This window comes from Mastigocoleus sp. MO_188.B34 (assembly GCF_030065675.1).
Classification (GTDB): domain Bacteria; phylum Cyanobacteriota; class Cyanobacteriia; order Cyanobacteriales; family Nostocaceae; genus Mastigocoleus.
In genome coordinates this window covers 1-9933 of the sequence record NZ_JASJDK010000197.1, presented here as the reverse complement: position 1 = coordinate 9933, position 9933 = coordinate 1, and the positions used below count along the sequence as shown (strand labels likewise).

Below are 9933 nucleotides of genomic sequence, written 5' to 3'. Positions count from 1 at the left end.
CGCGTCAGGCTATGGCGGAGTACAGCTGATTCGATTACTAATTGACCACCCACAGGTAGAAATAGTCTACTTGGGTGGGGAAAAGAGTTCTGGAAATTGTAACGGTAAAAGTTTTGGGGATGTTTATCCGCATTTATCTCATGTTGTAGATTTATCCATTGAGCCTCCAGAACTGGATAAAATTGCCAGGAAGTGTGAAGCTGTATTTCTTTCTCTACCAAATGGTTTAGCTTGCCAGATGGTACCTCAATTATTAGACAAGGGTTGTAAAGTAATTGACTTGAGCGCCGACTATCGATTTAGCGATCTGAAAGTATACACCCGATGGTATGGAAAGGAAAGACATGATACTTCTGTTGCAGAAAATGCAGTTTATGGGTTGCCGGAACTTTATCGGGATCGCATTTCTGAAGCTCAATTAATTGGTTGTCCGGGTTGCGATCCTACTGCCAGTTTATTAGCCCTTTCTCCCCTTCTTAAACAGGGTTTAATCGTACCAGAGACTGCAATTATTGACGCGAAATCAGGTACTTCTAGTGGGGGAAGAAATCCAAGTACAGAATTACTATTAGCAGAAGCAGATAATTCCCTCACAGCCTACGGAATTGCCCATCATCGACATACACCAGAGATAGAGCAGGTTTGTAGTGAATTAGCACGTCATGAAATTATTGTGCAGTTTACTCCTCACCTAATTCCCATGGTCAGAGGAGTTTTAGCGACGGTATATGCCAGACTAAGGGATCCTGGTTTAGTAAGAGATGACCTGATCACCATTTACAGAGCTTTTTATCGTAACTGCCCTTGGGTAAATATTTGCGAACCCGGAATTTACCCCCAAACAAAATGGGCTGGAGGTAGTAATCTTTGTTATATAGGTATTGAAGTTGATTCCCGTACTGGACGCGTGATCGTGATGTCAGTGATTGATAACCTCATTAAAGGCAAAGCCGGACAAGCAATTCAGTGTTTTAACATCATGATGGGTTGGGAAGAAACTCAAGGTTTACCTAAGTTGGGTTTTTATCCTTGATGGGGGTTGGGGATTGGCGACTGGCGACTGGCGACTGGAAAGAAGATAAATACTTTACCTTTGTCTCTTTTCCCAATCCCTAATACCTAGTCGCCAGAGGCTATGACTATAGCTACGCTACCTATAGCTGCGCTACCTACGGATCCGGAGCCGTCACCTGCGGATCTGCCGACGCCGCAGGCTCTATGCCGCAAGGCAGCACGCAGTGCTTCCCTAATCGCTTACCTCGGTCCGAGCCCTACGGTACCAGCATAAACAGCGCGATCGCCAAGTTCGTCTTCAATTCGTAATAAGCGGTTATATTTTGCTACCCGTTCGCTACGACAAAGAGAACCGGTCTTAATTTGACCAGCACGAGTAGCTACAGCGAGATCGGCAATTGTTGTGTCTTCTGTTTCGCCAGAGCGGTGACTAATAACTGAACGGAAACTGTTGCGAGTTGCTAAGTTAATTGTTTCCAAGGTTTCTGTCAAAGAACCGATTTGGTTGAGTTTAATCAAAATTGCATTGGCAGATTCTTCCTCAATTCCTTTTTGGAGGCGAGTTGCATTGGTCACAAACAAGTCATCTCCCACCAATTGCACTTTAGAACCAATTTTTTCGGTTAATAACTTCCAACTTTGCCAATCTTCCTCATGTAAACCATCTTCAATGGAAACAATTGGATATTGTTGAGATAGTTCACCTAAGTAACCGACAAATTCTTCAGGAGAATGGGGTTTACCATCATAAACATACTGCCCGTCTTTATAAAATTCACTAGCAGCAACATCGAGAGCTAAAGCAACCTGTTCTCCTGGTTTATATCCAGCTTTCTCGATCGCAGCAATTAATAATTCCAAAGCAATTTGATTTGACTCCAGGTTGGGTGCAAAACCACCTTCATCCCCTACACCTGTAAGCAAATTCTTTTCATCCAAAACTTTACTTAAGGTTGCAAATACTTCAGCACCCCAACGTAAAGCTTCCCGGAAGGAACCTGCACCTACTGGGACAATCATAAATTCTTGAAAATCAACATTATTTGCAGCGTGGGCACCACCATTAATTACATTCATCAATGGTACCGGTAATAAATTTGCTAGCGGTCCGCCCAAATAGCGATATAGCGGTACTCCCAATGATGAAGCACTAGCTTTGGCAGCAGCTAAAGAAACCGCTAAGATCGCATTAGCACCCAAACTGGATTTATTTGGAGAACCATCAAGAGCAATCATTGTTCGATCCAATAATTCCTGGTTGAGGGCATCCATTTGTAACAAGTTTGGAGCTAGTGTTTCTTGGATATTCTGCACTGCTTTAAGTACACCTTTACCACCATAGCGGTTTTTGTCTCCATCTCTTAATTCATGGGCTTCAAAAGTCCCAGTAGAAGCACCACTGGGAACTTGTGCCAATCCTACGGCACCATCAACCAGATAAACTTCTGCTTCTACAGTTGGTCTACCCCGCGAATCTAAAATTTCCCGGGCAACAATAGTTTTAATGGCGGTATTAATCATCCGTAATTTTTCCTTTGTCTAAGTGCGTGAATATAGCTACTCGAAAGAAAGTTCTCGATTGAGCAACTCAACCGTTAGCATAGGCGCTTCCTCTAAAACCTAAGCAAGATATTAAGGAAGATTTTGGGTCGTGGGGATTGGCGACTGGGAAGAAAACAAATACTTTATCTCTATTCCCAATTCCAATATGCCGCTAAGAACGCGCGGCTAACGCCACGCTTCCGCTAACGCTAATCCCCATATGACGCTGTGTACACTTACGTGTCCCGCTAGACCGCGCCGCGAGCGGCGAATGTTAACGCATCACGCTGTGCTAACGCCAATCCCTAACCGCCAATTTCCAATCCCCACAACAGAGTAAAATCATGAATCAACAGAATTTTAATTCAAACTTCGATCCCAAGGTCAAAGAATCGGAAATTCCCCCCGGATATCTCAACATTATGGGTTATGTGGATGAGTCAGAAGTTAATGGTCCTGGGTGTCGAGCAGTAATTTGGGTACAGGGATGTTGGCGAGAATGTCCCGGTTGTTTTAATCCTGAGTCTTGGTCCTTTGATACCAATCAATTAATATCAATTGATGATTTGGTCAATAAAATTCTCAGTAAACCACGCAATCAAGGAGTAACTTTTTCCGGTGGCGAACCTTTTTTGCAAGCTCCTGCACTAGCAGAATTAGCCGCCAAAATTAAGGTAAAAGGCTTAAATGTAATGTCTTTTACAGGATTTACCCTAGAACAATTACAATCTAAAAATGCACCAACAGGTGCCAAATTATTATTGCAGCAATTGGATATTCTAATTGATGGACCCTACATTGAATCTTTAGCGATTAACTCTCCCAACTCCCCGGTTTCCTCCCGAAATCAACAGGTTCGTATCTTTAATCCTGCTTTGAAAGACCAAATAAATTGGGCTAGCGACGAAATAGAAGTTCATATCTTCAAGGATGGTAGCCGCTTAGTAACTGGTTACAGGGGAGGTTTGGAATTATCTTGAGCAGTAGGTGAGTGTAAATGTTTTCAGTCAATTGGGGACGAATGTAGTAAACTACTGTTCTGCTGGTTTACTTCATTCCTTCTGACCGGCTTGAGAGACATAGTATTGCTAAGTCTTAAGAGAGAAAAAATCCATTTTCGACTCCGACCCTCAAATATTTAGTTAGGAGATAAACTGAAATTTATTTCTTCTCTCACCCCCAATTTGTAAAATATTTACAGATGACGATATTTCATTAAGTCAAGATAAGGGATTAAAGATGCGTTTACTGCACACTATGCTGCGGGTTGGCAATCTAGAGGAATCACTGAAATTTTACTGTGACGTCCTGGGAATGAAATTAATCCGAAAGAAAGAATATCCAGGAGGTAAATTTACTCTAGCTTTTGTTGGTTATGGTGAGGAGAAAGACAATACAGTATTAGAGCTTACTTATAACTGGGGTGTTGATAATTACGATATAGGAGATGCTTACGGTCATATTGCAATTGGAGTTGATGATATTTATACTACATGCGAAACCATTAAAAAACTTGGTGGGAAAGTAGTACGCGAACCGGGACCTATGAAACATGGTTCTACTGTGATTGCTTTTGTTCAGGACCCAAACGGGTACAAAGTTGAACTCATCCAAACTAGTAATTAAAGCGAAACAGTTGTTACCACAAAGTAGAGACTAAAAGCAGTAGTTTTGATTAAAAAGTGTGGGTGATGAATTTGAGGGGTCAGCAATCGCCAGGGGAAGTCTTTCTTTTGCTAGTAAATTCGGAAAATATTGATCAGGAATCAGCACAAAGTTCTAGTAATAGTCATACTCAGACTATTAGACGTTTGATAGCGCTAGGAAGTGTATTAACTGGTGGTGTGATTTCAAACTGTTCAGTATCACGAGCAAGTACCGTAGTACAAAACATACTTCCACCAGAACATATTGCTGATACTGCAACAGTACGAGAATTATTGACCGGTCAAGATATTCCTCACTCAGAAATATCCCCACCAGAAACAGATTTAAGTCTTTTGCAAACAGAGTTTTCATCAACTACACCAGAAATTACCACTCCAGAAATTACTACACCAGCAACCAACCCCCCTGAAACACTAGAAAAACAATTTTCTTCCCCTGTTGATCGCGCTTACCCACCTCCCCATACCTCAGCAGGATTATCGTTTCCATCCGATCAAGTAAATAATTTAAATGAAGTAAATAATTTAGGGGTAAAGTCCGAAATCAAGTCTCAAATTCCTCCTGGGACTGAGCGCATTCGAAAAACTAATCAACCCTCAGTATCGGGATTATCAGATGTTTACCCTACAGATTGGGCTTATCAAGCACTTAAATCTTTGGTTGAACGATACCAGGTAATTTCTGGTTATCCAGATGAAACCTTTCGCGGTAAACGTCCTCTCACTCGCTATGAGTTTGCAGAAATTTTGTCCGCAACTGTTGACAAGATGGAAAGCATAGTAGCTGACCTTGCAGGTCAGGATTATGTCCGTCAAGATATGATAATTTTGCGCCGCTTAAAATTAGAATACCGGGCTGCTTTGGATGGATTATCTCGTATAGAAAAAATTAGCGATAGCGTAGATAGGTTGGAAGGAAATCAATTTTCCACTACTACTAAACTAAGTGGCGAACAGATTTTTGGTTTAACTGGTGGTTCGGGAACTAATGGTATTTTGCTTAGTCGTTCCCGTATAAATTTGAAAACTAGCTTTAAAACAAATGATTTACTCATTACTCAATTCGAAGCAGGTAGTGATAGCCAAGATGCTATTGGTTTAAAACAAGAAGAAAATGGCAATCTTTTGGGAACTAGTGGCTTAATTGCTAATGGTGGTGGGCTTGACTATGCAGATGTCGAAAGCAATTTTAGATTGCGACGTTTGTACTACACCTTGCGTCCCACATCCGATTTAGCTATAACTCTAGGGGCAAAAATGTCACCAAGAGACTTTATCGATCGCAACAGTTATGCTAACAATGAAGCGGTAGATTTTAGTTCCAGCTTTTTCTTGAATAATCCTCTAATAGTCCAAAACCAAATAGATCGTAATGGGGGTGCAGGAGCAGCTATTAGCTGGAACCCAGGAGGGGGAAAATTTACCTTGCGATCGCTTTATATTGCTGGGAACAGTAGCGAACATGATTCTAATTCGGATGGAGGTTTGTTTGGTGACCCCCGTCAATCAAGTCTAGAACTAGAATATGTTCCCAGTAAGCAACTAACTGTTCGGTTGCAATATACTAATGCCTCAATTAATAATATTGATATTGAAGCTTTTGGCGTAAATGCTGAATATTCCCTTAATTACAATACCGGTGTTTTTGCTCGCCTGGGATTCGGTAAATATCAAGGATTTAGTACTGTTACTAACACAGATTTAGATTTAAATCCTGTAAGTTGGGCAATAGGTGTGGGCTTTCGGAATATTGTGATTCCCGGTACAATTGCCGGGATTGCCATAGGTCAGCCTTTTGCTACTAATGGTTTAGGTGATGCCAATCAAATTAATTTAGAAGCATTTTATAATTTGCAACTGAGCGATAATATCAGTGTTACCCCTACTTTCACTTTTGTTGATAACGCGGATAACGATAGCTCAAATAGTATAATCTGGCAAAGTACTTTGAGAACGGTTATTTCCTTTTAAAGTACTTTACAGATAATTTTTGTGCTCTTTATATTTCAAAAAAAACAAAAAAAACTTTATAATCTCTTTCTTAATTCAAATTTTTCTTAGTCTTGAATTCTTACTTTTTATTATTTGCTCTTAACTCCTAACTTCTAACTAATACGATGCTTGAGCGCCAATGCGTTAACGCTAGTTAGAGTATGGTCAATCCTGACTTCTTACTCCTAACTTACTTTTCTTAAATAAAGTTCGCTCAAATTGTTAGATTGGATATAAATCCTAAAATTTAAATCCTCACCCAAATCTCAATCTCAGAATCTAGATTTCAGATTGCAACCGTATATACAAGTGGATACGCACTCACAATGTTTGGATAATAAGTTAAGGTAATTCCCACTGTCGCAATCGAATTTCATACCACTTTACCTGAGTTTAAAGGGGTTAGTTTTTCCTCGTTCTCATGAAAGTGATCCCAAAATCCGCTTAAATGATATCCTAAATTCATTCATATGCAGCCCACAGATCCAGATAAATTTACTGATAAAGCTTGGGAAGGGATAGTTAAATCCCAAGATATTGTTCGTGCTTATCAACAACAGCAGCTCGATGTCGAACATTTAATGATTGCTTTGTTGGAACAAGACAAAAGTCTAGCTTCACGAATTCTTAATCGTTCCGGCGTTGATGTTCCTAGAATGCAACAGCAATTAGAAGATTTTACACGGCGTCAACCTAAGGTAGGTAAATCCGATCAGCTCTATCTCAGTCGTAGTTTAGACAGAATGCTCGATAATGCAGATGCGGCTAGGGAGAGAATGCAGGATGCTTATATTTCCATAGAACATGTTTTGCTGGGATTTGCCGAAGACGAACGTATTGGACGGCGGATGTTCAAAAGCATGAATGCGGATGTATCTAGTCTGGAGGCTGCAATTAAAGCAATTCGCGGTAGTCAAAAAGTTACAGATCAAAATCCAGAGTCTCGCTATGAAGCCCTGCAAAAATTTGGTTTGGACTTGACAGAACAAGCGAAATTAGGAAAGCTTGACCCGGTAATTGGGCGTGATGAAGAAATTCGCCGAGTAATTCAGGTGTTATCCCGTCGCAGCAAAAACAATCCAGTTCTAATAGGCGAACCGGGGGTAGGTAAAACTGCGATCGCTGAAGCTTTGGCGCAGAGAATCGTTAAAGGTGATGTTCCCGAATCTTTAAAAAACCGTCAATTAATTACTTTGGATATTGGTAGTTTAATTGCTGGTGCTAAATATCGGGGTGAATTTGAAGACCGTTTGAAATCAGTATTAAGGGAAGTTACAGAATCAAACGGTCAAATAGTTTTATTTATTGACGAATTACATACTGTTGTTGGTGCTGGTTCTGGAAAACAAGGGTCAATGGATGCGGGTAATTTACTCAAGCCCATGTTAGCGCGGGGTGAACTGCGTTGTATTGGAGCAACAACATTAGATGAATACCGCAAATACATTGAAAAAGATGCAGCCTTAGAAAGACGTTTCCAACAAATATTGGTAAAACAACCCAACGTAGAAAATACTATTTCAATTTTGAGGGGCTTAAAAGAACGCTATGAAGTACATCACAACGTTAAAATTTCTGATTCAGCCTTAGTAGCTGCTGCAACATTGTCAGCAAGGTATATTGCTGATCGGTTTTTACCGGATAAAGCGATCGACTTAGTAGACGAAGCCGCAGCACAATTAAAAATGGAAATTACTTCCAAACCAACCGAGTTGGAAAACATTGAGCGGCGATTAATGCAGCTAGAAATGGAAAAACTTTCCTTAGCAGGAGAGGAAATAGAAACGCCACAAACCAAAGAAAGGTTAGAAAGAATTGAGAGAGAAATTGGATCGTTAACTGAAAAACAGCAAGAATTTAACGAACAATGGCAAGGTGAAAAGAAACTTTTAGAAGCAATTAGTACCCTTAAAAAAGAAGAAGAGAATCTCAGAGTCCAAATCGAACAAGCAGAACGGGACTACGATCTTAACACTGCAGCCCAATTAAAGTACGGAAAATTAGAAGTAGTACAACGGGAATTAGAAGATAAAGAAGCGCAGTTACTCAAAATTCAATCCCAAGATTCTAGTTTATTACGGGAACAGGTCACCGAAGCTGATATTGCTGAAATCGTTGCAAAATGGACGGGTATTCCTGTAAATCGTCTTTTGGAATCGGAAAGACAGAAATTATTACAGTTAGAAAAGCATTTACAGTTACGGGTGGTCGGTCAAAGTGAAGCAGTGGAGACTGTTTCTGCTGCAATTCGTCGCGCCCGTGCGGGAATGAAAGACCCATCTCGTCCCATCGGCTCATTTTTGTTTATGGGACCAACAGGTGTGGGTAAAACTGAGTTAGCAAGGGCTTTAGCTGCATTTTTGTTTGATGCTGATGACGCCTTGGTGCGTTTAGACATGTCTGAGTATATGGAAAAGCATGCGGTTTCCCGTTTAGTTGGTGCACCTCCCGGATATGTTGGTTATGAAGAAGGGGGTCAACTTTCTGAAGCTATTCGTCGCCGTCCTTACTCAGTAGTCTTACTCGATGAAGTTGAAAAAGCTCACCCAGATGTATTTAATATTCTTTTACAAGTCTTGGATGACGGTAGAATTACTGATTCTCAGGGAAGAGTTATAGATTTTCGTAATACCGTCATCGTAATGACCAGTAATATTGGTAGCGAACATATTCTGGATATTTCCGGTGATGAATCCCAATACGAACAAATGCGAAATCGAGTTACCGACTCTTTGCGATCGCACTTTCGTCCGGAATTTCTCAACCGGATTGACGATTTAATTATCTTCCATCCTTTGGGTCGCAACGAAATGGCGAAAATCATTCGCATTCAACTCAAACGGGTAGAAAGTCTCCTTGCAGATCAAAAGATTTCTCTAGAAATTTCCAAAGCAGCCTGCGATTACCTAGTTAATGTGGGTTACGATCCAGTTTACGGCGCTCGTCCCATAAAAAGAGCAATTCAAAGAGAAGTTGAAAACCCAATCGCGACAAAAATTTTAGAAAATACCTTTATTGCTGGTGACACAATTGTAATAAATAAAGAAGATAAAGGTCTGAGTTTTCGGAAAAAAAAAGTAGCAGCTAAAATTTCTGTGAATTCAAATCCTGTCAGATTGATTAGTTGATCTGAAAGGTAAAAGGTGTTAAATCGAAAACTTAAACGCAAATACACCTGATTGAAACACAAATCCTGAAAACAAATTCTGAAAATAAATTTATTTTTAGAGATGTCCCACCTCAGTAGCAATACTGCATTATTTGTGGGACATCTCTGTAATTTATTGTTAATGTTTCAGCTTATAAGGGAAGAATATAAGTATAAGTCAACAAAATTGAAATTATCCATAGATGTCTAATGAAATACCTTAATTTAAATTACTTACAAGAAATAAAAATTAAATATTTATTTTGTAGGGTGTGTTAGGCGTACGAGAAAATCTATTTTTTTGTTACCTTTTTCATCGCGCCGTAACGCACCGGAAATAGATATCATCTAATGATAACGGTTTTCGGTTGAGTGTAGTACACCTCGTAGAGACGTATTAGCGCCTAGCGCAAGCGTACCGGATCCGTAGGTAGCAGTTCCGGATCCGTAGGTAGCGCAGCTATAGGTAGCGCAGCTATAGCTAGAGCCTGCGGCGTCGGCGAAGCCTCTAGGTATTGCGTGACCGTAAGGTCATAATTTTACGTCTCTACATTTGGGAATTAGAAAATG

The 9933-nt window shown here is 40.3% G+C and carries 6 protein-coding genes; 5 read left to right on the top strand and 1 reads right to left on the bottom strand.

The genetic code is table 11. From position 1 onward, the window contains the following. A partial coding sequence (gene argC / locus QNJ50_RS27460; protein WP_300642028.1) for an N-acetyl-gamma-glutamyl-phosphate reductase occupies nucleotides 1–1033 on the top strand: 1033 nt, incomplete at its 5' end. 221 nt (nucleotides 1034–1254) lie between these two features. Here the strand turns inward: argC and eno are convergent. After that, nucleotides 1255–2535 (bottom strand): phosphopyruvate hydratase, encoded by a 1281-nt coding sequence (gene eno, locus QNJ50_RS27455; RefSeq protein ID WP_300642026.1) that lies wholly within the window; start codon nucleotides 2533–2535, stop codon nucleotides 1255–1257. A 365-nt stretch (nucleotides 2536–2900) separates the two neighbouring features. On the opposite strand from eno, the gene QNJ50_RS27450 reads away from it, so the two are divergent. From QNJ50_RS27450 to clpB, 4 genes are all read left to right on the top strand, one after another. Beyond that, nucleotides 2901–3536, top strand: a complete 636-nt coding sequence (locus tag QNJ50_RS27450; protein WP_300642023.1) for a 4Fe-4S single cluster domain-containing protein — start codon at nucleotides 2901–2903, stop codon at nucleotides 3534–3536. A gap of 259 nt (nucleotides 3537–3795) precedes the next feature. Further along, nucleotides 3796–4182, top strand: a complete 387-nt coding sequence (gene gloA, locus QNJ50_RS27445) for a lactoylglutathione lyase (RefSeq protein ID WP_300642020.1) — start codon at nucleotides 3796–3798, stop codon at nucleotides 4180–4182. A 65-nt stretch (nucleotides 4183–4247) separates the two neighbouring features. Beyond that, on the top strand, nucleotides 4248–6194 hold the full coding sequence (locus tag QNJ50_RS27440; protein WP_300642017.1) for an iron uptake porin: 1947 nt from the start codon (nucleotides 4248–4250) through the stop codon (nucleotides 6192–6194). 491 nt (nucleotides 6195–6685) lie between these two features. Next, entirely contained in the window at nucleotides 6686–9343 is a 2658-nt protein-coding gene (clpB, locus tag QNJ50_RS27435) for an ATP-dependent chaperone ClpB (RefSeq protein WP_300642015.1), read from the top strand. Nucleotides 9344–9933: the final 590 nt, after the last annotated feature.

Excerpts from the sequence above, each read along its gene's own strand:
- eno (WP_300642026.1), bottom strand. The coding sequence starts at position 2,535 with ATGATTAATACCGCCATTAAAACTATTGTTGCCCGGGAAATTTTAGAT.
- QNJ50_RS27450 (WP_300642023.1), top strand. The coding sequence starts at position 2,901 with ATGAATCAACAGAATTTTAATTCAAACTTCGATCCCAAGGTCAAAGAA.
- gloA (WP_300642020.1), top strand. The coding sequence starts at position 3,796 with ATGCGTTTACTGCACACTATGCTGCGGGTTGGCAATCTAGAGGAATCA.
- QNJ50_RS27440 (WP_300642017.1), top strand. The coding sequence starts at position 4,248 with ATGAATTTGAGGGGTCAGCAATCGCCAGGGGAAGTCTTTCTTTTGCTA.
- clpB (WP_300642015.1), top strand. The coding sequence starts at position 6,686 with ATGCAGCCCACAGATCCAGATAAATTTACTGATAAAGCTTGGGAAGGG.